Annotated in this window: 27 protein-coding genes and 1 riboswitch; of the genes, 13 read left to right on the top strand and 14 right to left on the bottom strand. The window is 71.0% G+C overall.

Annotated elements, in window-relative coordinates:
- Positions 1-6: 6 nt before the first annotated feature.
- Genes ACH4TV_RS41300 through ACH4TV_RS41285 form a run of 4 tightly spaced genes read right to left on the bottom strand, consistent with a single transcriptional unit; the run spans position 7 to position 4,127 of the window.
- Positions 7-1,221, bottom strand: a complete 1,215-nt coding sequence (locus ACH4TV_RS41300; protein WP_398406510.1) for a sensor histidine kinase — start codon at positions 1,219-1,221, stop codon at positions 7-9.
- On the bottom strand, positions 1,218-2,981 hold the full coding sequence (locus tag ACH4TV_RS41295; RefSeq protein ID WP_398406508.1) for a cation acetate symporter: 1,764 nt from the start codon (positions 2,979-2,981) through the stop codon (positions 1,218-1,220). Before ACH4TV_RS41295 ends, ACH4TV_RS41300 begins: the two co-directional genes overlap by 4 nt.
- Positions 2,978-3,343 carry a hypothetical protein gene (locus ACH4TV_RS41290; protein ID WP_398406507.1) on the bottom strand — a complete coding sequence of 122 codons (366 nt, stop codon included), beginning with the start codon at positions 3,341-3,343 and terminating at the stop codon, positions 2,978-2,980. Before ACH4TV_RS41290 ends, ACH4TV_RS41295 begins: the two co-directional genes overlap by 4 nt.
- A 16-nt stretch (positions 3,344-3,359) precedes the next feature.
- Positions 3,360-4,127: a LytR/AlgR family response regulator transcription factor gene (locus tag ACH4TV_RS41285; protein WP_398406506.1), complete on the bottom strand. Its 768-nt coding sequence runs from the start codon at positions 4,125-4,127 to the stop codon at positions 3,360-3,362.
- A 100-nt stretch (positions 4,128-4,227) separates the two neighbouring features.
- Here ACH4TV_RS41285 and ACH4TV_RS41280 point away from each other — a divergent pair, with 100 nt between their 5' ends.
- The 7 genes from ACH4TV_RS41280 (at position 4,228) to ACH4TV_RS41250 (ending at position 12,781) form a co-directional block, all read left to right on the top strand.
- A complete protein-coding gene (locus tag ACH4TV_RS41280; RefSeq protein WP_398406505.1) occupies positions 4,228-4,743 on the top strand; it encodes an Lrp/AsnC family transcriptional regulator in 516 nt (171 codons plus the stop codon).
- A gap of 122 nt (positions 4,744-4,865) precedes the next feature.
- Positions 4,866-5,687, top strand: coding sequence for a dimethylargininase (gene ddaH / locus ACH4TV_RS41275; protein WP_398406504.1), 822 nt, complete (start codon positions 4,866-4,868; stop codon positions 5,685-5,687).
- Positions 5,684-6,913, top strand: a complete 1,230-nt coding sequence (gene rocD / locus ACH4TV_RS41270) for an ornithine--oxo-acid transaminase (protein WP_398406503.1) — start codon at positions 5,684-5,686, stop codon at positions 6,911-6,913. Before ddaH ends, rocD begins: the two co-directional genes overlap by 4 nt.
- Before the next feature lie 114 nt (positions 6,914-7,027).
- Positions 7,028-9,490 carry a SpoIIE family protein phosphatase gene (locus ACH4TV_RS41265; protein WP_398406502.1) on the top strand — a complete coding sequence of 821 codons (2,463 nt, stop codon included), beginning with the start codon at positions 7,028-7,030 and terminating at the stop codon, positions 9,488-9,490.
- A gap of 69 nt (positions 9,491-9,559) precedes the next feature.
- Positions 9,560-10,789, top strand: a complete 1,230-nt coding sequence (locus ACH4TV_RS41260; RefSeq protein WP_398406501.1) for a PP2C family protein-serine/threonine phosphatase — start codon at positions 9,560-9,562, stop codon at positions 10,787-10,789.
- A 152-nt stretch (positions 10,790-10,941) separates the two neighbouring features.
- Positions 10,942-11,679 (top strand): lysophospholipid acyltransferase family protein, encoded by a 738-nt coding sequence (locus ACH4TV_RS41255; RefSeq protein ID WP_398406500.1) that lies wholly within the window; start codon positions 10,942-10,944, stop codon positions 11,677-11,679.
- Between the two features lie 88 nt (positions 11,680-11,767).
- Entirely contained in the window at positions 11,768-12,781 is a 1,014-nt protein-coding gene (locus ACH4TV_RS41250) for an NAD-dependent epimerase/dehydratase family protein (protein WP_398406532.1), read from the top strand.
- A gap of 72 nt (positions 12,782-12,853) precedes the next feature.
- On the opposite strand, the gene ACH4TV_RS41245 is transcribed toward ACH4TV_RS41250, so the two are convergent.
- The 8 genes from ACH4TV_RS41245 to ACH4TV_RS41210 form a co-directional block, all read right to left on the bottom strand.
- Positions 12,854-14,440 (bottom strand): alpha/beta hydrolase, encoded by a 1,587-nt coding sequence (locus tag ACH4TV_RS41245; RefSeq protein ID WP_398406499.1) that lies wholly within the window; start codon positions 14,438-14,440, stop codon positions 12,854-12,856.
- 178 nt (positions 14,441-14,618) lie between these two features.
- The gene (locus ACH4TV_RS41240; RefSeq protein ID WP_398406531.1) at positions 14,619-15,377 is read right to left on the bottom strand and encodes an urease accessory protein UreD; all 759 of its coding nucleotides are present in this window, start codon (positions 15,375-15,377) and stop codon (positions 14,619-14,621) included.
- Entirely contained in the window at positions 15,374-16,051 is a 678-nt protein-coding gene (gene ureG, locus ACH4TV_RS41235; RefSeq protein ID WP_398406530.1) for an urease accessory protein UreG, read from the bottom strand. The genes ACH4TV_RS41240 and ureG overlap by 4 nt, the downstream gene beginning before the upstream one ends.
- 151 nt (positions 16,052-16,202) lie before the next feature.
- On the bottom strand, positions 16,203-16,880 hold the full coding sequence (locus ACH4TV_RS41230) for an urease accessory protein UreF (RefSeq protein ID WP_398406498.1): 678 nt from the start codon (positions 16,878-16,880) through the stop codon (positions 16,203-16,205).
- A complete protein-coding gene (locus ACH4TV_RS41225; RefSeq protein ID WP_398406497.1) occupies positions 16,880-18,601 on the bottom strand; it encodes an urease subunit alpha in 1,722 nt (573 codons plus the stop codon). The genes ACH4TV_RS41230 and ACH4TV_RS41225 overlap by 1 nt, the downstream gene beginning before the upstream one ends.
- The gene (locus tag ACH4TV_RS41220) at positions 18,594-18,905 is read right to left on the bottom strand and encodes an urease subunit beta (protein ID WP_398406496.1); all 312 of its coding nucleotides are present in this window, start codon (positions 18,903-18,905) and stop codon (positions 18,594-18,596) included. Before ACH4TV_RS41220 ends, ACH4TV_RS41225 begins: the two co-directional genes overlap by 8 nt.
- A gap of 14 nt (positions 18,906-18,919) precedes the next feature.
- Entirely contained in the window at positions 18,920-19,222 is a 303-nt protein-coding gene (locus ACH4TV_RS41215; protein ID WP_398406495.1) for an urease subunit gamma, read from the bottom strand.
- A gap of 110 nt (positions 19,223-19,332) precedes the next feature.
- Positions 19,333-19,983: a TetR/AcrR family transcriptional regulator gene (locus tag ACH4TV_RS41210; RefSeq protein WP_398406494.1), complete on the bottom strand. Its 651-nt coding sequence runs from the start codon at positions 19,981-19,983 to the stop codon at positions 19,333-19,335.
- A gap of 206 nt (positions 19,984-20,189) precedes the next feature.
- Here ACH4TV_RS41210 and ACH4TV_RS41205 point away from each other — a divergent pair, with 206 nt between their 5' ends.
- Positions 20,190-21,185, top strand: coding sequence for an ABC transporter permease (locus tag ACH4TV_RS41205; protein ID WP_398406529.1), 996 nt, complete (start codon positions 20,190-20,192; stop codon positions 21,183-21,185).
- A gap of 114 nt (positions 21,186-21,299) precedes the next feature.
- On the opposite strand, the gene ACH4TV_RS41200 is transcribed toward ACH4TV_RS41205, so the two are convergent.
- Positions 21,300-21,575: a type II toxin-antitoxin system Phd/YefM family antitoxin gene (locus ACH4TV_RS41200; protein WP_398406493.1), complete on the bottom strand. Its 276-nt coding sequence runs from the start codon at positions 21,573-21,575 to the stop codon at positions 21,300-21,302.
- A gap of 93 nt (positions 21,576-21,668) precedes the next feature.
- Between ACH4TV_RS41200 and ACH4TV_RS41195 the strand changes: the two genes are divergently transcribed.
- From ACH4TV_RS41195 to ACH4TV_RS41185, 3 genes are all read left to right on the top strand, one after another.
- Positions 21,669-22,304, top strand: coding sequence for an ATP-dependent Clp protease proteolytic subunit (locus ACH4TV_RS41195; protein ID WP_398406528.1), 636 nt, complete (start codon positions 21,669-21,671; stop codon positions 22,302-22,304).
- A gap of 7 nt (positions 22,305-22,311) precedes the next feature.
- A complete protein-coding gene (locus ACH4TV_RS41190; RefSeq protein WP_006374491.1) occupies positions 22,312-22,620 on the top strand; it encodes a hypothetical protein in 309 nt (102 codons plus the stop codon).
- Positions 22,621-23,002: 382 nt separating this feature from the next.
- A riboswitch (cyclic di-AMP (ydaO/yuaA leader) is annotated at positions 23,003-23,182 on the top strand.
- Positions 23,183-23,185: 3 nt separating this feature from the next.
- On the top strand, positions 23,186-23,659 hold the full coding sequence (locus tag ACH4TV_RS41185) for a C40 family peptidase (RefSeq protein ID WP_398406492.1): 474 nt from the start codon (positions 23,186-23,188) through the stop codon (positions 23,657-23,659).
- Between the two features lie 181 nt (positions 23,660-23,840).
- Here ACH4TV_RS41185 and ACH4TV_RS41180 read toward each other — a convergent pair whose 3' ends face one another.
- On the bottom strand, positions 23,841-24,302 hold the full coding sequence (locus ACH4TV_RS41180; protein WP_398406491.1) for an ATP-binding protein: 462 nt from the start codon (positions 24,300-24,302) through the stop codon (positions 23,841-23,843).
- A 211-nt stretch (positions 24,303-24,513) separates the two neighbouring features.
- On the opposite strand from ACH4TV_RS41180, the gene ACH4TV_RS41175 reads away from it, so the two are divergent.
- Complete coding sequence (locus ACH4TV_RS41175) at positions 24,514-25,371, top strand: helix-turn-helix domain-containing protein (RefSeq protein WP_398406490.1); 858 nt, start codon at positions 24,514-24,516, stop codon at positions 25,369-25,371.
- Positions 25,372-25,380: 9 nt separating this feature from the next.
- Positions 25,381-25,605, top strand: a complete 225-nt coding sequence (locus tag ACH4TV_RS41170; protein WP_398406489.1) for a DUF397 domain-containing protein — start codon at positions 25,381-25,383, stop codon at positions 25,603-25,605.
- Positions 25,606-25,617: the final 12 nt, after the last annotated feature.

Raw genomic sequence — 25,617 nt, 5'->3', positions numbered from 1 at the left:
TCCACGTCACTCCTGGAAGAGCCGTCCTGCGGAGTGCACGCCCGGCTGGTACTTCGGCAGCCGGGCGGTGATCTTCATGCCCGCGCCCAGGGCGGTCTCGATGACGAGGCCGTGGTCGTCGCCGTAGACCTGGCGGAGCCGGTCGTCCACGTTCGAGAGGCCGATGCCGCCGGACGGGCTGACCTCACCCGCGAGGATACGGCGGAGCAGTACCGGGTCCATGCCAGCGCCGTCGTCCTCGATGACGACCAGGGCCTCGGCGCCCGCGTCCTGGGCGGTGATGCTGATGTGGCTCTTGCCGGCGAACGCCGACCTGCCCTCCAGGCCGTGTTTGACGGCGTTCTCCACGAGGGGCTGGAGGCAGAGGAAGGGCAGGGCGACCGGGAGCACCTCGGGGGCGATCTGGAGGGTGACGGAGAGGCGGTCGCCGAAGCGTGCGCGGACCAGGGCCAAGTAGTGGTCGATGGCGTGGAGTTCCTCGGCGAGGGTGGTGAAGTCGCCGTGCCTGCGGAACGAGTAGCGGGTGAAGTCGGCGAATTCCAGGAGCAGTTCGCGGGCACGCTCGGGGTCGGTGCGGACGAACGAGGCGATCACCGCGAGCGAGTTGAAGATGAAGTGCGGGGAGATCTGGGCGCGAAGTGCCTTGATCTCGGCCTCTATCAGGCGGGTGCGGGACTGGTCGAGGTCCGCCAACTCCAACTGGACGGAGACCCAGCGGGCGACCTCTCCGGTGGCGCGGACCAGGACCGCGGACTCGCGGGGCGCGCAGGCGACGAGGGCGCCGTGGACGCGGTCGTCGACGGTGAGGGGGGCCACGACGGCCCAGCGCAGGGGGCAGTCCGGGGCGTCGCAGGTGAGGCGGAAGGCTTCGCCGCGGCCGGTTTCCAGGGGGCCGGCTAGGCGTTCCATGATCTCGGCGCGGTGGTGTTCGCCGACGCCGTCCCAGACGAGGACCGACTTCTGGTCGGTGAGGCAGAGGGCGTCGGTGCCGAGGAGGGTGCGCAGTCGGCGGGCGGAGCGGCGGGCGGTCTCCTCGGTGAGGCCGGCGCGCAGGGGCGGCGCGGCGAGGGACGCCGTGTGCAGGGTCTCGAAGGTGGCGTGCTCGACCGGGGTGCCGAGGCCGCCGAGGCGTTCGGGGCGGGCGGTGCGCCGGCCGAGCCAGAAGCCGGCGGCGAGCAACGGGAGGATGGCCACGCAGAGCCCGGCCAGGAATCCGCTCATGTCCTCGTCACCTCCGTGCGGGCCCCTCCTGCGAGACCGTGGCCGCCATGACCGCCGTGCGCCCCGGACAGCTCCTCCGGCAGGTGGAAGCGGGCCAGGATGGCCGCCGTACCGGCCGGGACGCGGCCCGGGGTGGCCAGGGACACCAGGACCATGGTGAGGAAGCCCAGCGGCACTGACCAGAGGGCGGGCCAGGCCAGCAGGGCGTGCAGCGCGCCCGTGCCCGGGAAGCCCGCCATGGTCGCGGCCACGGCGAGGAGCGCGGAGCCCCCGCCGACGAGCATCCCGGCGGCGGCGCCCGGCGGGGTCAGCCGGCGCCACCAGATGCCGAGGACGAGCAGCGGGCAGAAGGACGACGCGGACACGGCGAACGCGAGCCCGACGGCGTCGGCGACCGGGAGCCCGCCGACGATGACGCTGGCGGCGAGGGGTACGGCCATGGCGATGACCGTACCGAGCCGGAAGTGCCGTACGCCGCGGGTGGGCAGGACGTCCTGGGTGAGGACGCCGGCGACGGCCATGGTGAGCCCCGACGCCGTGGACAGGAACGCGGCGAAGGCGCCGCCGGCCACCAGCGCGCCCAGCAGGTCGCCGCCGAGGCCGCCGATCACGCGGTCGGGCAGCAGGAGGACGGAGGCGTCGGCGTCGGAGGTGAGGGCCAGCTCGGGGGCGTAGAGGCGGCCCAGGGCGCCGTAGACGGGCGGGAGGAGGTAGAAGGCGCCGATGAGGCCGAGGACGGCGACGGTGGTGCGGCGGGCGGCGACGCCGTGGGGGCTGGTGTAGAAGCGGACGACGACGTGCGGCAGGCCCATGGTGCCGAGGAAGGTGGCGAGGATCAGGCCGTACGTGGCGTACAGCGGGCGTTCCTCGCGTCCCTCGGCGAGGGAGGTCGACATGCCGCCGTTGGTGCCGCGGTCGGCCGCGGGGACGGCGGCACCCTTGGCGAAGGTGAGGCGGGTGCCGGGGTCGATGTGGTGGGTGCCGGCGGGGAGGTGGAGGACCTGGTCCCGGTGGGGGCGGCCGTCGACGGTGCCGGTCACGGTGACGGTGAGCGGGGTCTTCAGCTTCAGGTCGAGGCCGTCCTCGACGCGGACGACGCGCTGTTCGCGGAAGGTCGCCGGTTCGTCGAAGGCGTGGCGTGGGGCGCCGTCGCCCTGCCAGGCGAGGACGAGGAAGAGAGCGGGGACGAGGAGTGCGGTGAGTTTCAGCCAGTACTGGAAGGCCTGCACGAAGGTGATGCTGCGCATGCCGCCGGCGGCGACGGTGGCGACCACCACGACGGCGACGATGACCCCGCCGACCCAGTCGGGTGCGTCGGTCAGCACCGCCAACGTCAGCCCGGCGCCCTGGAGTTGGGGCAGCAGATAGAGCCAGCCGACCCCCACCACGAAGGCACCGGCGAGCCGTCGTACGGCCTGGGAGGCGAGGCGGGCCTCGGCGAAGTCGGGGAGCGTGTAGGCCCCGGAGCGGCGCAGCGGGGCGGCGACGAAGAGGAGCAGGAGGAGGTAGCCGGCGGTGTAGCCGACGGGGTACCAGAGCATGTCGGGGCCCTGGACGAGGACCAGTCCGGCGATGCCGAGGAAGGAGGCGGCGGAGAGGTACTCGCCGCTGATCGCGGCGGCGTTGAGACGGGGGCCGACGGTGCGGGAGGCGACGTAGAAGTCGGAGGTGGTGCGGGAGATGCGCAGGCCGAACGCGCCGACGAAGACCGTCGCCACGACGACGAGGGCGACGGCGGGGACGGCGTAGTTCTCGTTCACCTTTCCTGGTCCTCGACCAGCCGGACGAAGTCCCGCTCGTTGCGTTCGGCGCGCCGCACGTACCAGCGGGCGAGCAGGACCAGGGGCAGGTAGAGGCCGAAGCCGAGGATCAGCCACTCCAGGTGGTGGGCGTCGGGCATCGCCGCGAAGAGCAGCGGGAGCGGGGCGATCAGCAGCGCGAGCACCGCGAACACACCGAATGCGGCGCGGAGTTGGGAGCGCATCAGGGACCGGACGTAGGTGTGGCCGAGGGTGGTCTGTTCGTCGATCTCGGTGCGCGGCCGGTAGTAGCCGGAGGTGCGGCGGACGCGCCGGGGCGGGCCGGTGACGACGACGCGGCGTTCGACCGGGTCCTGGGGCATGGCTGGATCCCGCCCCTCAGCTCGTCGGCCGGCGCATCAGCAGGTCCCGGAGTTCCCGGGCGTGCCGCCTGCTGACCTGGAGTTCCTCGGAGCCGACCAGGACACTGACCGTCCCCGCGTCGAGGCGCAGCTCGCCGATGTGGCGCAGGGCGACGAGATGGCGGCGGTGGATGCGGACGAACCCACGGGCCCGCCAGCGTTCCTCCAGGGTGGAGAGCGGGATGCGTACGAGGTGGCTGCCCCGGTCGGTGTGCAGGCGGGCGTAGTCGCCCTGGGCCTCGGCGTGGGTGATGTCGTCGACGGCGACGAAACGGGTCACGCCGCCGAGCTCGACGGGTATGTGGTCGGGGTCGGGTTCGTGCACGGGTATGGGCACCGGGACCAGGGGGGCGCTGTCGCGCAGTTCGGCGGCTCTGCGGATGGCCTCGGCGAGCCGTTCCTTGCGTACGGGTTTCAGCACGTAGTCCACGGCCTTGAGGTCGAAGGCCTGGACGGCGAAGTCCTCGTGGGCGGTGACGAACACGACGAGCGGCGGCTTGGCGAACCCGGTGAGCAGACGGGCCAGGTCGAGGCCGTCGAGGCCGGGCATGTGGATGTCGAGGAACACGACGTCGATGGCCTCGGGCCCGCCGGGCCCCGACTGCAGGGCGCGGTTGATGCGGCGCAGTGCCTCGGTCGCGTCACCGGCGCCCTCGGCGCTGCCGATCCGCGGGTCCGCGTTCAGCAGGTAGAGCAGCTCCTCCAGGGAGGGGCGTTCGTCGTCGACGGCGAGGGCGCGCAGCATGAAGGTGGAGTGTAGGTGGAATTCGTACGTGTGCACATGTGCCGGACGTGCAAGCCGCGGATGGGGGCGGTGCCCGGCTGTCGCTGGATACAGTGCCCGGGTGAACAGCAGGCCTGCGCCTTTCGACGAGCTCGACCGGAAGATCATCACGGCCCTGATGGCGAACGCCCGTACGAGCTTCGCGGAGATCGGCGGGGCGATCGGTCTGTCGGCCACGGCGGTGAAGCGGCGCGTGGACCGGCTGCGCGAGTCGGGCGTGATCACGGGGTTCACGGCGACGGTGGAGCCGTCGGCCCTCGGCTGGCGCACGGAGGCGTACGTCGAGGTGTACTGCGAGGGAGCGGCGCCGCCGCGACGGCTCGCGGAGGTGGTGCGCAACCATCCGGAGATCACGGCGGCGATGACGGTGACGGGCGGCGCGGACGCCCTCCTGCATGTGCGGGCGACGGATGTGGGGCACTTCGAGAACGTGCTGGAGCGCATCCGCAGGGAGCCGTTCATCCGGAAGACGATCAGCTACATGGTGCTGTCCCACCTCCTCCCGGAAAGCCCCGAGGCGGGCGCCACGCACCCCGCCCCGAACAACACTTCGGGAAACGCATCAGATCTGCGTTGAGGCAGTGAAAGACGCAGGATTCCTGCGCGGACACGCAATCGTTGTCACTTGTCGGGCGTAGGGGTCGGTTCCTACCGTGGATGCATCCCACTGGACACCGCAGGAAGCGGAGGAACCCCTCTGTGCCCGAAAGCCGTGTGCCGCGATCCCGGCGCTTTCTCGTCTGTGAACCCAGACACTTCGCCGTGCAGTACGCGATCAACCCCTGGATGAACCCCGACACCAGGGTCGATGTAGATCTGGCCCAGGAGCAGTGGCGCTCGCTGATCAGCGCCTACCGCGCCCACGGCCACACGGTGGACACCGTGGAGCCGGTCGCCGGTCTCCCCGACATGGTGTTCGCCGCGAACTCGGCGGTCGTCGTCGACGGCCGTGTCTTCGGCTCCTCCTTCCACGCCCCCGAGCGCCGCCCCGAGTCGACCGCGTACGAGACGTGGTTCAAGTCGGCGGGCTTCGACGTGTACCGCCCCGAGTCGGTGTGCGAGGGCGAGGGCGACCTGGTCCCGGCCGGCCGCTGGATCCTGGCCGGCACGGGCTTCCGTACGACCCGTGCGGCCCATCACGAGGTGCAGGAGTACTTCGGCATCCCGGTGATCGGGCTCCAGCTGGTGGACCCGTACTTCTACCACCTGGACACGGCGCTGTTCGTGCTGGACGACAACCACGACGGAAACATCGTGTACTACCCGGAGGCGTTCTCGCCGGGCAGCCGCGAGGTGCTGCGGCGGCTGTATCCGGACGCGGTCGTGGCGACCCGCGAGGACGCGCTGACTTTCGGCCTGAACTCGGTCTCGGACGGCCATCGCGTCTTCATCGACCCGGCCGCCACCGCTCTCGCCGCCGAACTGACGCGCCACGGCTACCTTCCCGTCCCCGTCGACCTGTCGGAGTTCCGCAAGGCCGGCGGCGGCATCAAGTGCTGCACACAGGAGATCCGCTCATGACCGCACCCACGACCACGAGCACCCGTACCTCCGCCGACCTGATCCGCGCCGAGGAGCCGGTCCTCGCGCACAACTACCACCCGCTGCCCGTGGTCGTGGCCCGGGCCGAGGGCGCCTGGGTGGAGGACGTCGAGGGCCGCCGCTATCTGGACATGCTGGCGGGCTACTCGGCCCTCAACTTCGGCCACCGCCACCCGGCGCTGATCGAGGCGGCGCACCGCCAGCTGGACCGCCTCACACTCACTTCCCGCGCCTTCCACAACGACCGGCTGGCCCAGTTCGCCACCTCTCTGGCCGAGTTGACGGGCCAGGAGATGGTCCTGCCGATGAACACCGGCGCGGAGGCGGTCGAGAGCGCCGTCAAGGTGGCCCGCAAATGGGCGTACGACGTGAAGGGCGTGCCCGCCGACCGGGCGACGATCGTGGTGGCGGCGGACAACTTCCACGGCCGTACGACGACGATCGTCAGCTTCTCGACGGACGAGAGCGCGCGAGCGGGCTTCGGGCCGTTCACGCCGGGCTTCCGGATCGTCCCGTACAACGACCTGGCGGCGCTGGAGGAGGCCATCGACGAGACGACGGCGGCAGTCCTTCTGGAGCCCATCCAGGGCGAGGCGGGTGTCCTCATCCCGGACGACGGCTATCTGACCGGCGTACGCGAACTGACGCGCCGCAAGGGCTGCTTGTTCGTCGCGGACGAGATCCAGTCGGGCCTGGGCCGCACCGGCCGCACGCTGGCGGTGGACCACGAGGGCGTCGTCCCGGACCTGCTGCTGCTCGGCAAGGCCCTGGGCGGCGGCATCGTGCCGGTGTCGGCGGTGGTCGGGCGCCGGGACGTGCTCGGGGTACTGCGTCCGGGCGAACACGGTTCGACGTTCGGCGGCAACCCCCTCGCCGCGGCGGTCGGCCAGGCCGTGGTCGAGCTGCTGGAGACCGGCGAATTCCAGCGCAGGGCGCAGGAGTTGGGCGTCGTCCTGCGGGACGCACTGACCGGGCTCGTCGGCAAGGGCGTGGTCGGGTTCCGCTCGCGCGGGCTGTGGGCGGGGGTCGACATCGACCCGGCCATCGGTACCGGGCGGGAGATCAGCGAACGGCTGATGCGGGCCGGGATCCTGGTCAAGGACACCCACGGCTCGACGATCCGGCTGGCGCCGCCGCTGACGGTCACGGGCGAGGAGCTGAGGTCGGCCGTCGGGACGCTGGAGAGGGTGCTCGGACAGGGCTGATCCGGCACCGGTGGGTCCACGGGGACCGCCCCCGTGGACCGGCCGTCGTGCCCGCGCAGGGTGAAGACTGGGACAAGAGGTGGTAGACCACTCTCAGCGACAGAGAGGGCGGCCGTGGGCACATACGAGGAGCAGTACGTCGCCCGGCAGCCGTTCGACGTGGCGGACGCCGCGCCCGTGCTGCTCGACGCGCGGGGCGTGGTGACGAGCTGGACCCTGGACGCCCAGCGGCTGCTGGCGTACGCGCCCTCCGAGGTGGTGGGCAGGAATGTGGCCGGCTTGCTGTCCGCCGAGGACGCCGGACGCCTGCCGGAGCTGGCCGAGCGGTGCCGCAGGGACGGCGGCTGGGCGGGGCTGCTCACCGCCCGGCGCAAGGACGGGCAACCGGTCCGGGTCATGGTGCGGATCACCTCGGCCCTGGAGTCCGGGGGACCCGCGCAGTGGCTGGTGCTGCTGTCGGAGATGGCGGGGGCCGCCGGCTGGGACATGAGCCGCACGGTGCTGGAGCAGATGGTCGCGGGATCACCGGTCGGCATAGCGATCGTGGACGCGGGCCTGCGCTTCGTCTGGTCGAACGCCGCCCTGGAAAAGTTCGGCGGCGGGCCCCCGAGGCAGCGGCTGGGGCTGCGACTGGCGGACGTCCAGCCGGGCATCGACTCCGAGGCGATCGAGGCGCAGATGCGGCACGTGCTGGAGACCGGGGAGCCGGTGGTCGGGTACGAGCACGTGGGCCACGTACGTTCCGCGCCCCATCGGGAGACGGCGCACGTGCTGTCCTTCACCCGGCTCGAGGACGACCGGGGTCACCCGATGGGCGTCTACTACACCGTCGTGGACATCACCGAGCGGCACCGCGCCCGGCAGCGGCTGGCCCTGCTCGACCGGGCGGGCGAGCAGATCGGCCGCAGCCTGGACATCGTGCGCACCGCGCAGGAGCTGGCCGACGTGGTGGTGCCGGCCTTCGCCGACTGCGTCGCCGTGGACCTGCTGGAACCGGTGCTGAGGGGCGCGGAGCTCCCGGCCGGGCCGCTGAGCGAGAGGGATCCGGTGCCGCTGCGCCGGGCCGGCCACAAATCGGTGCACGACAACGTCCCGGAGACCGTCGTCCGTATCGGCGACGTGGCCGACTACCAGGCCGGCTCACCCCCGCTGCACTGTCTCACCACCGGCCGGCCCTGGCGCGAGCGGCGCCTCGACCCCCTCGCCGAGGAGTGGGCCACCGGCATCACCGGCGGCCGGGCGGCCACCTTCCTGGAGCTCGGGCTGCACAGTGTGATGATCGTCCCCGTCCAGGCACGGGGGGTCACCCTCGGGATCACCACGTTCTTCCGGCGCCACCGCCAGGAACCGTTCGACGAGGACGACCTCAGCCTGGCCGAGGACCTCGTCTCCCGGGCTGCCGTCTGCGTGGACAACGCCCGGCGCTACACCCGCGAGCGCGACGCCGCCCTGGTCCTCCAGCGCAGCCTGCTCCCCCACCGGCTGCCCGACCAGGACGCCGTGGAGGTCGCCGCGGAGTACCGGCCGGCCGACGAGCTGACCGGCCTCGGCGGCGACTGGTACGACCTCGTCCCGCTGTCCGGCGCACGCGTCGCCCTCGTCGTGGGCGAGGTGCCCGGTCACGGGATCGACGCCGCGGCGGCCATGGGGCGGCTGCGGACGGCCGTACGGACCCTCGCGGCCCTGGATCTGCCGCCCGAGGAGGTGCTCGCCCGCCTCGACGACCTGGTCGCGCACGCGGCCCGCGAGGAGGGCGTCGAACCGGACACGGCCGCGGCCGACAGCACTGCCCAGGCCGTGGGCTCCGGGTGCCTGTACGTCGTCTACGACCCGGTGGACGGGCAGTGCACCATGGCCGCCGCCGGCCATCCCGCGCCCGCTGTCGTCCTGCCCGACGGCACGGTCACGTTCGTCGACCTGCCCCAGGGGTCGCCGCTCGGCGCCGGCGGACTGCCCTTCGAGTCGGTCGAGCTGGCCCTGGCGGAGGGCAGCACGCTCGCCCTGCACACCGACGGCCTGCTGGCCCACGGGGAGAACGGCACCGACGACATGGCCCGGGACCGGCTGCGCCGGGCGCTGGAACGGCCGGCGCCGTCGCTCGGGGTGCGCTGCCGGGCCGTGGTCGACGCCCTGATGCCGGCGCGCCCGAACGACGACGTGGCCCTGCTGATGGCCCAGACCAGGCTGCTGGGCGCCGACCAGGTCGCGGACTGGGACCTGCCCGCCGACCCGAGTGTCGTCGCCGACGCCCGCAAGGAGGCAACCCGGCAGCTCACGGACTGGGGTCTCGAGGAGCTGGCCTTCACCACGGAGCTGGTCGTCAGCGAGCTCGTCACCAACGCCATCCGGCATGCCACCGCCCCCATTCGGCTCCGGCTGATCAGGGACCGCGCGCTGATCTGCGAGGTCTTCGACGGCGCCGCCACCGCACCCCGGCTGCGCCATCCGCGCACCACCGACGAGGGCGGGCGCGGACTGCTGCTGGTCTCCCAGTTCACCCAGCGGTGGGGCACCCGCTTCGTCCCCGAGGGGAAGATCATCTGGGCCGAGCAGTCCCTCACGGATCCACTCGAGTGACGGACGGAGCCGGTGCATACCCGGCATGACGTGGGAAACTGATGTGGTCCCGGTGGTGAGGCGGGAACGATGAACGAGACAGCGATCGACTACACGGCGGTGTTCCAGGCCCTGCCCGGCATGGTGGCCCTGCTGACGCCCGAGCTGGTGTACGTGGACGCCAACGAGGAGTTCCTGCGCCTGACCGGGCGCAAACGCCAGGATCTGGTCGGCCGCCATCTGTTCGACGTCTTCCCCGACAACCCGAACGACCCCACCGCGACGGGCATGCGCAACCTGGAGGCCTCCCTGCGCCGGGTACTGGCCACCGGCGAGCGCGACACCATGGCCCTCCAGCGGTACGACGTGGAGTGCCCCGACCGGCCCGGCGAGTGGGAGGAACGCTACTGGAGCCCGGTCAACGCGCCGGTGCTCGGCCCGGACGGGCAGGTGCTGATCCTGGTGCACCGGGTCGAGGAGGTCACCGAACTGATCCGGGCCCGGGGCCCCGGGGGCAGTACCAGGACCCGCGTGCTGGAGGCCGAACTGTACACACGGGCCCGCGAGTTGCAGGACCTCAACGAGCGCCTGCGGCAGGCGCACGCCCGTGAGCGCGAGGTGGCCCTCGTCCTCCAGGAGGCGATGCTGCCGGCCCGTCGGCAGGTGGGCCACCACCGAGCCGCCGTGCGCTACCGGCCCGCGGTGGGCGCGCTGAACGTATGCGGGGACTGGTACGACCTGGTCGACCTGGTGGGCGGCGACCGCATCGGCGTGTCCGTGGGCGACGTGGTCGGCCACGGTCTGGCGGCGGCCGGTGTCATGGGCCAGCTGCGCAGCGCGCTCAGCGCCACCTCCCGGGTCGCCGAGGGCCCCGCTCAGGCCCTGGACGTCCTGGGCCGGTACGCGCATGTGGTCGACGGCGCCGAATCGGCCACCGCCGTCACGACGTTCATCGACTTCGACCGCCGCACCATCACCTACAGCAGCGCGGGACACCCCCCGCCCGCGCTGGTCCACCCCGACGGCCGCGTGGAGTTCCTGGACCGGGCCACCGATCCCCCGCTCGACGCCCGCCCCGACCCGGTCCCCCGCCCTCAGGCCGACACCACGTTCACCGACGGCTCCACCCTCGTCCTGTACACCGACGGCCTGGTCGAACGGCGCCGCGAGGACATCGACATCGGCCTGAGCCGCCTCGCCGCCGCCCTCACCCGCCACCGCACGGCGGACCCGGAACCACTCGCCGACGCCGTCCTGTCGGAACTGCTGCCACCGGGTGGCGCAACCGACGACACCGCGTTGATCGTCGTACGGCTGTGAGGATGGCCGGGTGACGTCGGCGCAATCACACCCGGTACCGGCCGACCCCGCCTGCACATACACTGACGACCCCGATGCGCACCCCGTTGACCTGCGTTTATCTGTTGGAACGCGGCGGTTGAGCCGATCCCGACGGAGTGAGGAGCGACCCTTTGTTCTATTACGTGCTCAAATACGTGCTTATCGGGCCGCTGCTGAGACTGGTCTTCCGGCCGCGGATCGAGGGGCTCGAACACGTGCCGTCGTCGGGCGCCGCCATCGTGGCCGGCAATCACCTGTCGTTCTCGGACCACTTCCTGATGCCCGCGATCCTCAAGCGGCGCATCACCTTTCTCGCGAAGGCCGAGTACTTCACCGGTCCCGGTATCAAGGGGCGCCTGACCGCGTTCTTCTTCCGCAGTGCCGGCCAGATCCCGGTGGACCGGTCCGGCAAGGAGGCGGGGCAGGCCGCGATCCGTGAAGGGCTCGGCGTGCTCAGCAAGGACGAGCTGCTCGGCATCTACCCGGAGGGCACGCGCTCGCACGACGGGCGACTGTACAAGGGCAAGGTCGGGGTCGCCGTGATGGCTCTCAAGGGCCGGGTGCCCGTCATCCCCTGCGCGATGATCGGGACCTTCGAGGCGCAGCCGCCCGGCAAGGTCATCCCGAACCTCCATCCCGTGGTGATCCGCTTCGGCAAGCCCCTCGACTTCTCCCGCTACCTCGGGATGGAGGACGAGAAGGCGGTCCTGCGGGCCATCACCGACGAGATCATGTACGCCATCCTCACCCTCTCCGAGCAGGAGTACGTCGACCAGTACGCAGCCGTCGCCAAGGCGGAGGAGACCGCGAAGAAGGCCGCCGAGAAGGCCGAGCGGGGGCGCAAGTTCCCGCGCATACCCCTCAGTTGATGCCTTCCTCGTAGCCGGGATCTGCTCGTGGCTAATCCCCGCCGGTTTTGGCGGGGTCGGCGGTTACCGTCGTTCCATGAGACGAGCTGTGGTGATCGGGGCGACCGGGCAGATCGGGCGGGTGGCCGTGCGGGCACTCGCCGGGGACGGGTGGGAGGTGACCGCCGTCTCGCGGGGCGGCGGTCGGGACGCGAGCTGGCCGGAGGACGTACGGGTCGCGGCGGCCGACCGGGACGACGACGCGGCGCTGGCGGCGGCTGTGGGCGGCGACTGTGACGTCCTCGTGGACATGGTGGCCTACGGGCCGGGGCACGCACGGCAGTTGGCCGGGTTCGCCGACCGGGTCGGGTCGGCCGTGGTCATCTCCAGCCTGTCCGTGTACGAGGACGACAAGGGGCGGAACTTCGACACACAGGGCGACCCCGACGGCTTCCCCGAGTACCCCGTCCCCCTCACCGAGGACCAGCGCACCATCGAGCCGGACGAGAGCTCGTACAGCACCCGGAAGGCGGGCCTCGAACGCGAACTCCTCGCCGTCGCAGACCAGTTGCCGGCCACACTGCTGCGGGCGGGCGCGATCCACGGGCCGTACTGCCGTACCCCGCGCGAACTGTACTTCGTCAAGCGCAACCTGGACGGACGGCGCCGCCGCGTCCTCGCCTACGGCGGCCGGAGCCGTTTCCATCCGGCGAGCGTCCACAACCTCGCCGAGCTGGTCCGGCTGGCCGCCGCGCGGCCGGGTGCCCGGGTCCTCAACGCCGTCGATCCGGAGGCGCCGACGGTGGCGGAGATCGCCGGGGCGATCGACGCCGTGATGGGGGTCGAGGTGGAGAACGTCCTGGTGGACGGTCCGCCGCCGGCACCCGCCGTGGGCGACACCCCGTGGTCGGTTCCCGTGCCCGTGGTGTGCGACATGTCCGCCGCCGAACGGGAGTTGGGCTACCGGCCCGTCGTCCGGTACGCGGAGAGCCTGCCGGAGACCGTCGCCTGGATCGAGGGCCAACTGGCCGGGCGGGACTGGCGGGAGGCGTATCCGAAGATGTTCGAGACGTACGGCGACCTCTTCGACTACGCGGCGGAGGACGCCTGGTCGGCATCATGAGAGCGGGGCGGCCGGAAGAGTTTCCGGCCGCCCCTCACCTCTGTACTACCAACTACCAACTACCAGCGGCTGTTACGGCTTCGGTGTGGCGTGCGGGGCGCAGGTCACGTCCGCCGCGTCGACCTTGCCGGTGAGCAGGTAGGTGTCCACGCGCTCGTTGATGCACGGGTTGACGAGCCCGGTCACGCCGTGGGAGCCCGCGTCCTTCTCGGTGATCAGACGGGAACCCTTGAAGCGCTTGTGCAGCTCGAGGCCACCCTGGTAGGGGGTGGCCGCGTCACGCTCGGCCTGCACGATCAGCACCGGCGGCAGGCCCTTGCCGGACTTCACGTTCACCGGGGTCTGCTGCTTGACCGGCCAGGTCGCGCACGGCAGGTTCATCCAGGCGTTGGCCCAGGTCAGGAACGGGTAGTTCTTGTGCAGCTCGGTGTTGTCGCGGTCCCACTTCTTCCAGCTGGTGGGCCACTTGGCGTCGGTGCACTCGACGGCCGTGTAGACGGCGTTGCCGTTCTCCGAGGCCGCGTTGCCCGCGGTGTCCGTGAGGTCGGGGGCCGCCGCGTCGACGAGTGCCTGGATGTCCCCGGCGAAGTACTTGCTGAACACGGTGGCGACCGGGATCCACGACGAGTCGTAGTACGGGGCGCCCTGGAAGAAGCCGATCAGCTCGGCCGGTCCGACGAGCCCGCCGATCGGGTTCTTCTTCGCGGTGGCCCGCAACTCCAGCCACTTCGCCTGGACTTGGGCCCGCGTGGTGCCGAGGTGGAAGACGGCGTCGTTCTTGGCGACCCAGTCCTGCCAGTCGTTCCAGCGCATCTCGAAAGCGACGTCCTGGTCGAGGTTGGCCTCGTACCAGATCTTTTCGCGCGACGGGTTGACGACGCTGTCGGCGATCATGCGGCGGACGTGGTTCGGGTACAGCGTCCCGTAGACGGCCGCGATGTACGTCCCGTACGACACCCCGAGGAAGTTGAGCTTCTTCTCCCCCAGCGCGGCACGGATGACGTCCAGGTCGCGCACGGTGTTCGGCGTGGTCATGTGCGGGAGCATCTCGCCGCTGCGCTCGTAGCAGCCCTCGGCGTACTCACGGGCCGACTTGCGCTGGGCGCGCTTGTCCGCCTCCGAGTCCGGTACCGGGTCCGGCTTGGGCGCCTTCACGAACTCCTGGGGGTCGGCGCAGGAGATGGGCGCCGAGTGGCCGACTCCGCGCGGGTCGAAGCCCACGAAGTCGTACGCCTTCGAGACGTTGACCCACAGCGGGTTCTTGGTCGTGACCCGGCGCGGGAAGCGCAGCCCGGAGCCACCGGGACCGCCGGGACCGCCGGGGTTGTAAATGAGCGCGCCTTGCCGCTCCCCCTCCGTCCCCGTGTTGCCGATGCGGTCGACGGCGAGCTTGATCTGCTTGCCGTACGGCTTCGCGTAGTCGAGCGGCACCGTGACCCAGCCGCACTTGATCGGCTTCTCCAGACCCCAGTCGGCCGGGCAGTCCTGCCAGTCGATTCCGGCCTGCGCGGCCCGTGCGGCGGCGATCGTCGCGCCGCGCGTCTCACGGTCCTGACCGTGGCGGGCGTCCGCACTGGCCGAGGGCGCCGCGACGGCGCCGGCTATCAGGGTCGCCGTGACGAGCGCTGCGGCTCGCCTCGTCGGTCTGGTGCCTCTCAAGTGGGACCTCCCCGTACGTAGTTGAGATGGTTACGGGGATCCTCGCCGCTGTGCGGCAGCTGTGAACAGGGGCGGACGGCGTTTTTTGCCAATCCGATAAACGGTGAGGCGAGTTCCGCTCAGCGGATATCCGGTGCGGTGGACGGATTTGGCATGATCACGCGATCGGCCCGACGGACTACGGCTCCAAGGCCGCCAACGCCTCGTCCAGCACCCGGCGCAGCCGCAGCGCGTCCGGCGCCAGCGCGGTCACCAGAGCGGCGGGTCCGGCCAGCGGAACGAGCGCGGCCCCGTCCCCCAGCAGCCGCGCCTCGACCGGCGCGTCCACGAACTCCGGCCGTACGACGACGAGTTGCCCAAGGGCACGATGCCCCGCCAGCACAGCGGGCCCGTCCCAGCCGCCCGGCGCTCCGGGACCGCAGGCCAGCTCCTGGTCAAGGATGACGCGCCCCCCGACCCGCACCGTGAGACGGCTGCCGAGCCGCCCGGGCTCCTCACCGGCCCGCCCGAGCACCTGCTCCTCGCGGAACACCAGCCGGGCACCCGGTGCGAGATCGACGCGCGTGCCGACGTACAGCTCGCTGCCCTGGGCGCAGATCAACTGCTCGGGCAGCCAACGGAGTTCACCCCCGTCGGCGACGCTCAGCCGCACGTCGTAACGAGACTCGCCCTTCGCCTGGCCGGGCAGGGCGATGGTGGCCGCGGCGGAGGCCAGGTGCAGTCGGGCACCCTCCTGCACCTCCGCCTCGACGGTGAAGTGGTCGCCGCCGAGCGGCCCGCTCATGGCGCCGACCAGCATGACGCGAGCCTCGTCGCCGTGCGCGCGGATGCGCCGCAGTGCCAGCGGCCCGTCGCCGTCGAGCACCGGCAGGGCGGTACCGCCCCGGCCGTCGTCCCGGGCGACGATCCGCGCGGTGGCCCGTACGCCGACGGTCATGCCGTCCACGCCGCGAGCTGCGCCCGCACCCAGAGGGTGACCTCCGCGACGCCGGCCTCGCTGCGCAGCGACTGGAAGACGACGGGCATCTCGCCTCGTGCCGCCTTCGCGTCGGCGGCCATCCGGCCGAGGTCGGAGCCGACGTACGGCGCGAGGTCCGTCTTGTTGACGACGAGCAGGTCGGCGGTAGTCACGCCGGGACCGCCCTTACGCGGAATGTCGTCCCCGCCGGCCACGTCGATGACGAAGATCTGCGCGTCGACGAGCCCCTTGGAGAAGGTGGCGGTGAGATTGTCGCCGCCTGACTCGACGAGCACGATGTCGAGCGGCCCGACCTCGTCCTCCAGGTCCTCGACGGCTTCGAGGTTGGCGGAGATGTCGTCCCGGATCGCGGTGTGCGGGCAGGCGCCCGTCTCGACGGCGGTGATCCGCTCGGGCGGCAGCACCGCCTCGCGCAGCAGGAACTCGGCGTCCTCGCGGGTGTAGATGTCGTTCGTGACGACAGCGAGGGACAGCTCTTCGCGCAGGGCACGGCAGAGCGCGGCGACGGTAGCGGTCTTCCCGGACCCCACGGGCCCACCGAGCCCGATCCGCAGGGCACGACGGGCCCCGTCGGGCCGGTGCGCGTCGGCACTTACGGCGGCGGGGCCGTCGTGGGAGTGGTCGAGGTGCATGAGATACGGCTCCAGTTCTGGCATTTCAGCCCGTCCGGCATTTCAGCCCGTCCGGCGTTTGAGGACGAGGCCCGTTTCAGGGCCGTAGCGGGGGTCTGGGGGCGGCAGCCCCCAGGGATGGGAACGGGTAGGGGCGGCGGGGGCGAAACACCTACGACGCGAACAGACGTACCGCCCAAGCAGCATGCCCCTCCGCACTCACCTCCAACATCGGCGCAGAAGCCGCAGGCAGCGCATCAACGCCACCCCCGGCCCCCACCCCCAGAGCCGCCTCCACCGCCCGATCCGCGACGCGATCCAGCTCCGGCGCCAACCGAGCCAGCACCCCGGTCGCATCGAACGGATCAAGACTCAGCAACCGAACCGTCGCCGACGCGGGCCCGCTGACACACTCGTACACGGAGCAGTACGCCGCGTCCACGGCCCCCAGCCCCGCCGCCCGCGCCGCAAGCCCCAGCACCACCGGCTGATGCGCCCCCTTGGGGAACTCCCGTGCCAGCGCGTCCAGTTCGGCCGACGGCCAGGTCGCCCGCGCCGCCCGCATCAGCTGCCGCCCCAGCTTGCGCGCCGCGATCCGCAACGCCGGTGACGGTGTCCGCGCGTCGGCCGCAGCGTCCAGCTCCACCGGATCGACGCCCAGCGCCGCCGCGGCGGCCAGCGCCGCCGACACCAGCCCCGCCGTGTGCAACCGGCCCCGGCAGAAGTCCTCCAGGCTCGCGGCCCCGGTGATCCGCGCGGCCTTGACGGCCGCCTCGGCCCCGCCGGAGTGCGCGTGCCCTCCGGCGGGGAAGCGGCCGTCTGCCAGGACGAGAAGCGCTGCCCTGCTCATCAGAACAGGAAGTAGCGCTGGGTCATGGGCAGTTCGGCGGCCGGAGTGGCCTCGACCAGTTCCCCGTCGATGTGCACGGCGAAGCTGTCGGGGTTGATCCGTACGTCCGGACGCGCGTCGTTCTCCCGCATGTCGGCCTTGGTCACCCCCCGGGTCGACTCGATCGCGACGAACCTCTTCCCCAGCTGGAGCCGCTCGGGCAACCCGTCCTCGATGGCCAGCTGGGACACGAAGTTGAAGGAGTTGGAGGCGGGCGCCCGCCCGATCGCCCCGAACATGGGCCGGGGCAGGATCGGCTGCGGAGTCGGGATCGAGGCGTTCGCGTCGCCCATCTGCGCGTACGCGATCTGCCCGCCCTTGATGACGAGGTGCGGCTTGACGCCGAAGAACGCGGGCTCCCAGAGGACCAGGTCGGCGAGCTTGCCCGTCTCCACGGAGCCGATCTCCCGCGCGAGGCCCTGCGCGAGGGCCGGGTTGATCGTGTACTTGGCGACATAGCGACGTACTCGATGGTTGTCGGCGCGGCCGTCGCCCGGCAGCGCACCCCGGCGCCGCTTCATCACATGGGCCGTCTGCCAGGTCCGCATGATGACCTCGCCGACCCGCCCCATCGCCTGCGCGTCGGACGAGATGATCGAGATCGCGCCCAGGTCGTGCAGGATGTCCTCGGCCCCGATCGTCGACGGCCGGATCCGCGACTCGGCGAACGCCAGATCCTCCGGCACCGCCGGGTTCAGGTGGTGGCAGACCATCAGCATGTCGAGGTGTTCCTCGGCGGTGTTGACGGTGTACGGCCGCGTCGGATTGGTCGAACTCGGCAGCACGTGCGGCTCGGAGACCACCGACATGATGTCCGGGGCGTGCCCGCCGCCCGCACCCTCGGTGTGGTACGCGTGGATACCGCGGCCCGCGATCGCGGCGAGCGTGTCGGCGACGAAGCCGGCCTCGTTGAGGGTGTCCGTGTGGATGGCGACCTGGATGCCGGTGAGGTCGGCGACGGTCAGGGCCGCGTCGATGGCGGCCGGGGTCGAGCCCCAGTCCTCGTGGATCTTCAGGCCGAGGGCGCCGCCGCGGATCTGCGACATCATCGCGTCGTGCGAGACGGTGTTGCCCTTGCCGAGCAGGCCGAAGTTGAGCGGGTACTGCTCCATCGCCTCCAGCATCCGGGCGAGGTGCCAGGGGCCGGGGGTCACCGTGGTCGCCTTCGACCCCTCGGCCGGACCCGTGCCACCCCCGACGAGTGTCGTGATGCCGGACGCGAGCGCCTCGTCGGCGATCTGCGGGCAGATCAGGTGGACGTGCGCGTCGATCGCTCCCGCCGTCACGATCCGGCCGTTGCCCGCGATGATCTCGGTCTCCGGACCGATGACCAGGTCGGGATGGATCCCGTCCATCGTGTCGGGGTTGCCGGCCTTGCCGATGCCGGTGATCCGGCCGTCGCGCAGACCGATGTCGGCCTTGATGATCCCCCAGTGGTCGACGATCACCGCGCCCGTGATGACCGTGTCCGGGGTGCCGTCTGCGCGCGTAGCGCGGGCCTGGCCCATGGATTCGCGGATGACCTTGCCACCGCCGAACACCGCCTCGTCACCGGCGAGTCCGGGGCCGCCGCTGCGGTCCTCCTCGATCTCGATCAGCAGGTCGGTGTCGGCGAGCCGGATACGGTCACCGGTGGTGGGGCCGAACAGGTCGGCGTACGCGGCACGCGAGATCTCAGGCATCGAGGGCACCTCCGGTCTCCCCGCGCAGTCCGGGCACGATGCGCGCGCCGGCGAGCGGAACAAGTTCTACGCCGACGGGAATCCCGGGTTCGAAGCGCACGGCGGTGCCGGCGGCGATGTTGAGCCGCTTGCCGCGCGCTGCCGCACGGTCGAACTCCAGGCCGGGGTTGGCCTCGGCGAAGTGGTAGTGGGAGCCGACCTGGACGGGCCGGTCGGCGGCGTTCAGGACGGTCATCGACGTGACCTCTCGGCCCTCGTTGTACACAACGGGTCCGTCGGCGAACAGGATCTCTCCGGGTATCACGGCAGCCCCTCCCCTCAGACGATCGGGTCGTGGACGGTGACGAGCTTGGTGCCGTCCGGGAAGGTCGCCTCGACCTGGACGTCGTGGATCATCTCGGGGATGCCCGACATGACGTCGTCCCTGGTCAGCAGCTTGCGTCCGGAGGACATCAGCTCGGCGACGGTACGGCCGTCACGGGCGCCTTCAAGGATGTGCGAGGTGATCAGCGCGACCGCCTCGGGGTGGTTCAGTTTGAGCCCGCGGGCCCGGCGCTTCTCGGCCACGTCGGCGGCCACATGGATCAGCAGCCTCTCCTGCTCGTGCGGGGTCAGTTGCACGGCGTCCCACCTCACATCCTCGCTCCGGACCGTGCGGGGTCCGGTTGCCGATGCCACCAAAACCGCTGGTGGCGAGATGGGCACGCTAGTTGGCCGGGGTTTCGAGGACGTTAACCGGCCGGTGATCGGTTCGGGTCCGTGGGGGCGGGGCCGCCCATGCTCATCAGACCGCGCAGGCCCTCCTGGAGCACTTCCACCGGTGCGGCACCGAATAGGGCCATCTGCGCGACGAAGCCCTGAGCCGCCGCGATCATCGTCCGTGCGACGCTCTCGGCGGGTACGTCGGCCCGCATCATCCCGGTTTCCTGGTACCGCTCGACCAGCCGCACCCAGGCCGTGCGCACCTTGGCGTACCCCTCGTCCAGCGCCTTCGACAGCTCGTCGTTGCGCAGGGTCTCGGCCCACACCTGGATGATCAGCCGCGGAAAGACCGACACTCCCTCGTGCGTCATCCCCGGGCGCAGGCCCAGCATCCGGCCCATCACCCGGCCCACGATCACGTCCGGCGGCGGAGGCGGGTTCTGTCCGACCGCGGCCTCGAAGGCGTCGCCGACCTCGGCCAGCACTTCGGTGACGATGGCGCCGATCAGCTCTTCCTTGCCGCCGAAGTAGCGGTAGACGGCCCCCGCCGAGAGGTCGACCTCCTTGAGCACGTCCTGCATCGACGTGGCGTGGAAGCCGTTGCGGGCGAAGCAGAGCGCCGCCCCGTCGAGGATCTGACGGCGTCGGGCGTCGAGGTGTTCCTGGGATACGCGGGCCATGCCCCACAAAGTAAAACGAACATTCCTTCTTGACAAGACGCACCGACCGCAGGACGGTGGTGACGTACCTAAAACGAACGATCCTTCTTTTTAGACATCGTCTCCAGGCATCCTCTTTCGACAGGAGAAAATCCGTGCCCACCGCCTCCGCTACGAGCCCGCAGCCCCACCCCCGACCCCAGCCCTCACCGTCGCACCGCCGCCGCATGATCGCCGTGGTCGTCCTGGTCCCGGTCCTGGTCGCACTGGCGCTCTGGGCCTTCGCCTGGCCCGCCGCCCGTACGGCACCCCGCGACCTGCCCCTCGGCGTGGCGGGCCCGGCCACCGCGGTCACCCAGATCGAGAAGCAACTGTCCGCTCACGAGGGCGCCTTCGAGATCCACCGCTACGCCGACGAGGCCGCCGCCCGCGACGCCATCGAGGACCGGACCGTATACGGTGCGGTCGTCGTCACCGCCGAAGGGCCGGAGCTGCTCACCGCGACGGCCGCGAGCCCGCTCGTCGCCCAGCTCCTCCAGCAGGTGGTGAGCGAACAGGCGGCGCAGTCCGGTCAGTCCGGTGCGCCGGTCAGGACAGTGGACGTCGTCCCGGCCGCCGCCGACGACCCGCGCGGTGCCGCCTTCGGTGCGAGCGTGCTGCCGCTGGCGCTGGCCGGTGTGGCCGCCGGCGCGGTGGTCACCCTGCTCGGGCTGCGCGGGGTGCGCGCGGCCGGCACGCTGCTCGGCGCCTCGCTCCTGGTCGGTGTTGCCGCGGCCTCGATCGCGCACAGCTGGCTTGGCGTGCTCACCGGCGACTGGTGGGCGGAGGCCTCCGCTCTGGGGCTGACCACCCTCGCGGTGAGCGGCGCGGTCGCCGGATTCGCCGCACTTCTCGGCTCCCCGGGCATCGGCCTCGGCGGTCTGCTGATCGTCCTGCTCGGCAACCCGTTCTCCGGCGCGTCCGGCGCCCCTCAGCTGCTGCCGGAGCCGGTCGGCACGATCGGTCAGTGGCTGCCGCCGGGTGCGGGCGCCTCCCTGCTGCGCTCGGTGTCGTTCTTCGACGGCGCGGCGGCCCTGGGCCCCGCCCTGACCCTGACCTGGTGGGCGGCGCTGGGCCTCGGCGCGGTCCTGCTGGGCAGCGCGCTGAAGCGCCGTAAGGAGGACGGAAGCAGCAAGCCGGTGACGGCCGGGGGATCCCGCCCCCGGGACCTCGTGACCTCGTGACGTCCTGAGCCGACAGCATCAACCGAATCACCGGACCACCGGACCGACCGGGTGCCCCCGCTGTAGCGGACGGGGGCACCCGGTCTTCGCGTGCCCTGCCACCCGCCCGTTGGTTCAGTGCGTCCCGGGCCGCCGATGCTCCGCCGCGATGCCGAACCGCTGCCGCTCGACGGGAGCCGCGGCCACCTCGCGGACGGTGGAGACCGCGCTGACGATCTGACCCTCGGCCGCGTCCAGCTCGTTGAGGCGCTCCAGGTCGGCCGCGGAGACCAGGGCCACGAGGGGCTTGCCGTGCCGCGTCACGACGACGCGCTCACCGCCGTACACCACCTTGTTGATCAGGTCGGCGAGTTCAGCCCTGGCTTGCGTCACCGGAATCTCGTAGGCCATGTCCTCCAGCTTAAGCGAGCACCTCGCGCAGGACTCTGTACGTCCTGTACATTTTTTACGGAAGCCATCGAGGAGGCGTGCGCCATGAACGACATGCACGAACCGTCAGCCCGCTATGTCCTGCCCGAGTTCACCGAACGCACCAGTGCCGGGAGCCGGACGCTGGATCCGTACTCGAAACTGCTGGAGGAGCGGATCGTCTTTCTCGGCACGCCGGTCGACGACACGTCGGCGAACGATGTGATGGCGCAGTTCATGCACCTCGAATACCTGGCGCCCGACCGGGACATCTCGCTGTACATCAACTCCCCCGGCGGCTCCTTCAGTGCGATGACGGCGATCTACGACACGATGCAGTTCGTCACCTGCGAGGTGGAGACGATCTGTCTGGGGCAGGCGGCCTCCGCGGCGGCCGTACTGCTGGCCGCGGGTACTCCGGGCAAGCGGAGCGCGCTGCCGGGGGCACGGGTGCTCATCCACCAGCCTTCCCTGTCCGAGCCGGTGCACGGACAGGCGAGCGATCTCGCCATTCAGGCCGAGGAGTTGGGCCGGGTCCGTACCCAGCTGGAAGAGATGCTCGTACGGCACACCGGACAGAGCCCGGAGCGAGTCGCCGCGGACATCGAGCGGGACAAGGTCCTGGACGCCCAAGCCGCCCTGGAATACGGGCTGGTGGACCGGATCGTGCCCAGCCGCAAGTCCTCGCACCCCGCCCCCGGCACGAGGTGAGCCGACGATGCTTCCGCCCGAACTGCCTCCGCTGCCCGCCCTGACGCGTGCGGAGGGCGAGTTGATCGACCGTTACCTCGAAGTGGCCGATCTGCTCGGCCGGATCAACCCGGCGTATCACGGGGACACGTACCGCGGACTGCGGGCCGCGCAGGCGCTGGTCGCCAAGGCGGTGGCGTTGCGGGACGCGCTGGAACTGATGCATCAACGGGGCGAGGCCGAGGTGCACGCCCACACGCTGGCGCGTGCGCTGCGCGTCCTCGACGGGGAGCGCCGCACGGCGCGTGTCACCGTTCCGCGTGAGCCCGCCAGTTGACGCACCCGGTCACCGGACCCCGGTGTCCGGCCGGCCCGCACACCCGGGCGACGGACGTCCGGTGCGGGCCGGGAAGCGACTGGACGGCATCCCCCGTTCGGCGTAGTCGCCCATCCCCCGTCCAGACCGCTCAACTTGCGCAACGCGCGTGGTTCGTAGCCGAAACGAGATGTCCCCGTGCTGGTCCGAGGGTGCGCGACCCTCACGACTCCGTCCAAGGGTGCGGGTGTCTACCCGAATGGGTCAGCGGTGAGTAACACCACAAAGCCCCGATTCCATTGGGATTTTCCTACTTACATGAGCCAAGATCCCTTCCTGACGACAAGCCCCCGCCACAAGAGGCGGGGCGATCCGGGCGGACGCCGAGTCCTGCCGCCGCCCGGATGACCGGTCGACAGATGTGCATCGGCAGGAGTGGAGGACCCAGGCACGACGGGTCGCCGGAACGGTCACGCCATGACCGGGCCGAGCAGCCCTTGGGGTGAAGCCGCGTCAGCGGCCGGGCAACTTCGCCAGCCCGAATCCGACAGGTCATCCTTCACAGGCGGCTGACGAAGGGTTGCGCATGTCTGCGCTCAATCGTGTCCCGTCGCTGATGACCAGGGCCGGTACGGCCTCGGCTCTCACCCTCGCCGCCGTGGGCGGCAGCTTGGTGGTTCCGGGTCTCGCAACCGACGCCGCGGCGATCGCGCCGTCGACGAAGGCACTTCAGATCGCGGCTTCCAAGAAGGGCGCCCCGTACAAGTACGGCGCCGCCGGGCCAAGCAGGTTCGACTGCTCCGGGCTCACGCAGTACTCGTTCAAGAAGGCGGGCAAGTCCCTGCCCCGTACGGCAGCGGCCCAGTACAACAAGACCAAGCACATCGCCGCCAAGAGCCGCCGGGGCGGAGACCTGGTCTTCTTCCACTCGGGCTCGAACGTCTACCACGTGGGCATCTACGCCGGAAAGGGAAAGATCTGGCACTCCCCGAAGACCGGGGAAGTCGTGAAGCTCCAGAAGATCTGGACGAAGAGCGTCTGGTACGGCCGGGTCAGCTGACCTCCCCGGGGCGGGACGGCGGCCTGGAACCGCCGTCCCGGCCCGGGACCCGTCGGAGCGACAACGGCCGTATGCCGGCCACCGCTGCCCGGGGCCTGCGCGTCGACCACAGTGTCCGCGCCCCGCGCCCCCTTGTACACGAGCCGGGCCGTCGGCCCGAAGAGCCGTTACGGCCGAGCCGTCAAGGCTCCTGCTGGCCCGCCGCCGTCACCGGTGGCCTGGCCGGTACCGTCCACGGGAGTTCGATCGACACCGTCTTGCCGCCCTCACGGGTGGGCCGCACACGCAGCTTGCCGCCCGACTCGGCGGTCAGCCAGCGGATGATGACCATCCCGCGGCCGTTGTCCTGCTGCACGGCGGCCGGCAGTCGTTTGGGGAAACGCGGGTGACTGTCCGTCACCCCGATGCACAGGTGTTCGTCACGGTCGAGGGCGATGTCCACCGTGAAGGTGGGTGACAACCCGAAGGTGTGCTGTACGGCGTTGGTAGCGAGTTCGGAGACGATCAGCCGGATGGTGTCGGCGGCCTCGGTGTCCCTCGGCAGACCCCATTCCGCCAGTACGTTGGCCACATAGGCGCGGGCGGCGGAGACCGAGGCGGGATCGCTCGGCAGAGTGACGGATGCTTCCAGGTGATCTGCCATAGCGACGTCGTCCCTTTCCCACGGGACCGGAGCCGACACGGAGCGGATGGTTCGAGTACGGTCCCGGACTGGTGCTTCGCGCCAGACTGCCATTCCCACACCGGTCACGGGGTGCGATCCACCAAGATATGCATATATCTGTCGCTCGAAGCGGTGAACTCTGCGACCCCAGAGCGTATTTGGGCGGCTCATAAGGAGTAAGGAGTGGCCCATGCAGTACGGTCCCGCGGTGCGCCGCCGAAAGCTGGGTGCCGAACTGCGCGCGCTGCGTGCCAGGGCCCGTCTCACGAGCGGCGAGGCGGCCCGTCTGGTGGGCTGGCACCAGTCGAAGGTGAGCCGGATCGAGACCGGCGCGAGCGGGGTGAAACCGGCGGACGTCCGGTTACTTCTGGACGCTTACCACGTCCCTGACGGCGAGTCACGCGAGTTGCTGCTCGTGCTGGCGGGCGGCGACGACGGGGGCCGGCACCACTGGTGGCACGCCTACCGTGGCGTACTGCCGCCCACCTACCGGGACTTCATCAGCCTGGAGTCGCAGGCCAGCACGATGCGCACCCTGGAGACCTCGGTGGTGCCGGGGCTGCTCCAGACCCCGGAGTACGCCCGCGCGATGACGCGCGCCGCCGTGGACGGCCTGGAGGAGACCCGGCTCGACGCCCTGGTCGAGGTACGGCTGGCCCGCCAGGACGTACTGCGCTGCGATCCGCCGCTGGCACTGAGCGCGGTCCTCGACGAGGCGGTGCTGCGCCGCGAAGTGGGCGGGCCGGGGGTGATGACTCGTCAGCTGGAGCGGCTCGTACAGGCGGCCCGTCTGCCCCAAGTGAGGCTCCAGATCCTGCCGTTCGCCGCAGGGGCATACATCGGCATCACGGGCCCTTTCGTTATCTTCTCTTTTCCGAGCACTTCTGACCTGGATGTGGTTGTTCTCGACCAGATGATGAGTAGCCTCTACCTCGAACGGAAAGAAGACCTCCAGGCCTACAGCGAGGCCTTCAACACCCTTCAGATCCACGCCCTTTCGCCCGAGGATTCGTTGGATTTCATCGCCGGTCTGGCTCACGGCGTGTAAGGAGGCACCATGTCCGCATTGCCTCGGAACGTACCGTCCGTCATCGAACCACCCGGTGTGCAATGGCTGCGCAGCAGCTACAGCACCGGTGCCAACAACTGTGTGGAGACGGCCCGTCCGGACGTAGGTGTCCGGGCCGGACTGCTCGCCGTACGCGACTCCAAGAACGCGACGGGGCCCGCCCTGCTCTTCTCCCCCGAGAGCTGGACGGGTTTCCTCACCGCGTTCCGGTGATCGCCCGACGGC

The organism is Streptomyces sp. NPDC020898 (assembly GCF_044333925.1).
GTDB lineage: Bacteria > Actinomycetota > Actinomycetes > Streptomycetales > Streptomycetaceae > Streptomyces.
Note: the sequence above shows the minus strand (reverse complement) of the source record. Positions and strands in the feature narration are given on the sequence as shown.

What these genes read in the sequence shown, in the direction of transcription:
- ACH4TV_RS41300 (WP_398406510.1), bottom strand. Translation starts at nt 1,221, where the DNA reads ATGAGCGGATTCCTGGCCGGGCTCTGCGTGGCCATCCTCCCGTTGCTC.
- ACH4TV_RS41290 (WP_398406507.1), bottom strand. Translation starts at nt 3,343, where the DNA reads ATGCCCCAGGACCCGGTCGAACGCCGCGTCGTCGTCACCGGCCCGCCC.
- ACH4TV_RS41285 (WP_398406506.1), bottom strand. Translation starts at nt 4,127, where the DNA reads ATGCTGCGCGCCCTCGCCGTCGACGACGAACGCCCCTCCCTGGAGGAG.
- rocD (WP_398406503.1), top strand. Translation starts at nt 5,684, where the DNA reads ATGACCGCACCCACGACCACGAGCACCCGTACCTCCGCCGACCTGATC.
- ACH4TV_RS41260 (WP_398406501.1), top strand. Translation starts at nt 9,560, where the DNA reads ATGAACGAGACAGCGATCGACTACACGGCGGTGTTCCAGGCCCTGCCC.
- ACH4TV_RS41240 (WP_398406531.1), bottom strand. Translation starts at nt 15,377, where the DNA reads ATGACCGTCGGCGTACGGGCCACCGCGCGGATCGTCGCCCGGGACGAC.
- ureG (WP_398406530.1), bottom strand. Translation starts at nt 16,051, where the DNA reads ATGCACCTCGACCACTCCCACGACGGCCCCGCCGCCGTAAGTGCCGAC.
- ACH4TV_RS41230 (WP_398406498.1), bottom strand. Translation starts at nt 16,880, where the DNA reads ATGAGCAGGGCAGCGCTTCTCGTCCTGGCAGACGGCCGCTTCCCCGCC.
- ACH4TV_RS41225 (WP_398406497.1), bottom strand. Translation starts at nt 18,601, where the DNA reads ATGCCTGAGATCTCGCGTGCCGCGTACGCCGACCTGTTCGGCCCCACC.
- ACH4TV_RS41210 (WP_398406494.1), bottom strand. Translation starts at nt 19,983, where the DNA reads ATGGCCCGCGTATCCCAGGAACACCTCGACGCCCGACGCCGTCAGATC.
- ACH4TV_RS41205 (WP_398406529.1), top strand. Translation starts at nt 20,190, where the DNA reads ATGATCGCCGTGGTCGTCCTGGTCCCGGTCCTGGTCGCACTGGCGCTC.
- ACH4TV_RS41200 (WP_398406493.1), bottom strand. Translation starts at nt 21,575, where the DNA reads ATGGCCTACGAGATTCCGGTGACGCAAGCCAGGGCTGAACTCGCCGAC.
- ACH4TV_RS41195 (WP_398406528.1), top strand. Translation starts at nt 21,669, where the DNA reads ATGCACGAACCGTCAGCCCGCTATGTCCTGCCCGAGTTCACCGAACGC.
- ACH4TV_RS41190 (WP_006374491.1), top strand. Translation starts at nt 22,312, where the DNA reads ATGCTTCCGCCCGAACTGCCTCCGCTGCCCGCCCTGACGCGTGCGGAG.
- ACH4TV_RS41185 (WP_398406492.1), top strand. Translation starts at nt 23,186, where the DNA reads ATGTCTGCGCTCAATCGTGTCCCGTCGCTGATGACCAGGGCCGGTACG.
- ACH4TV_RS41180 (WP_398406491.1), bottom strand. Translation starts at nt 24,302, where the DNA reads ATGGCAGATCACCTGGAAGCATCCGTCACTCTGCCGAGCGATCCCGCC.
- ACH4TV_RS41175 (WP_398406490.1), top strand. Translation starts at nt 24,514, where the DNA reads ATGCAGTACGGTCCCGCGGTGCGCCGCCGAAAGCTGGGTGCCGAACTG.
- ACH4TV_RS41170 (WP_398406489.1), top strand. Translation starts at nt 25,381, where the DNA reads ATGTCCGCATTGCCTCGGAACGTACCGTCCGTCATCGAACCACCCGGT.